Source organism: Aminobacter sp. P4_D5, assembly GCF_056401815.1.
In genome coordinates this window covers 1-660 of the sequence record NZ_JBFUIP010000832.1, presented here as the reverse complement: position 1 = coordinate 660, position 660 = coordinate 1, and the positions used below count along the sequence as shown (strand labels likewise).

General features: G+C 71.4%; 1 protein-coding gene. It reads right to left on the bottom strand.

The window, feature by feature from the left end:
* The coding region (locus tag AC1DWF_RS35270; RefSeq protein WP_476843112.1) for a phosphate acyltransferase at positions 1-660 on the bottom strand (660 nt) is incomplete at both ends.

Below are 660 nucleotides of genomic sequence, written 5' to 3'. Positions count from 1 at the left end.
GAAGGAGGAGTGGCTCAGCAGCGCCACCTTGGGCGGCAGGCCGAAGCGGCGCACCTCCTCGGCGGCCAGCATGGTCATCTCGGCGAGCTGCTGGGCCGTCGGGTCCAGCAGCAGATGCGTGTCGGCGAAGAAGAGCGTGCCGCCCTGGGTGATGCAGGCCGAGAGCGCATATGCGCGGCTCACATCCGGACGCTTGCCGATGCAGTCCAGCGCGTCCTCCCATTCCTGCATCCAGTCGCCGAGCCCCCCGGTGATGGCGGCGTCGGCATGGCCGGCCTCCAGCATCATGGCGGCGGCGACGCCGGGGCGGCTGGAGAAGCGCCGATCGGCGGCCGAGGGCGCAATGCCGCGCCGGCCGACCTTGTGCTCGTAGGCCTCGATGAGCGACGCGAAGAACTCCGGCTGCTCGGTCGGGTGCCGCACCGTCACCGAGGAACCCAGCGCCATGCGCAGGCCCAGCGCCTTCACCTTTGCCTCAACCACGGCGGCGCGGCCGATGAGGATGGGCAGCGCCGTGCCCTCGTCCAGCACGGTCTGCACGGCGCGCAGCGTGCGCTCGTCCTCACCCTCGGAGAAGACGATGCGGGCGGGCCGGCTCTTCGCCAGCTCCTGCACCGGGCGCATCAGGTTGCCGGAGCGGAAGACGAAGCGGGACAGGTC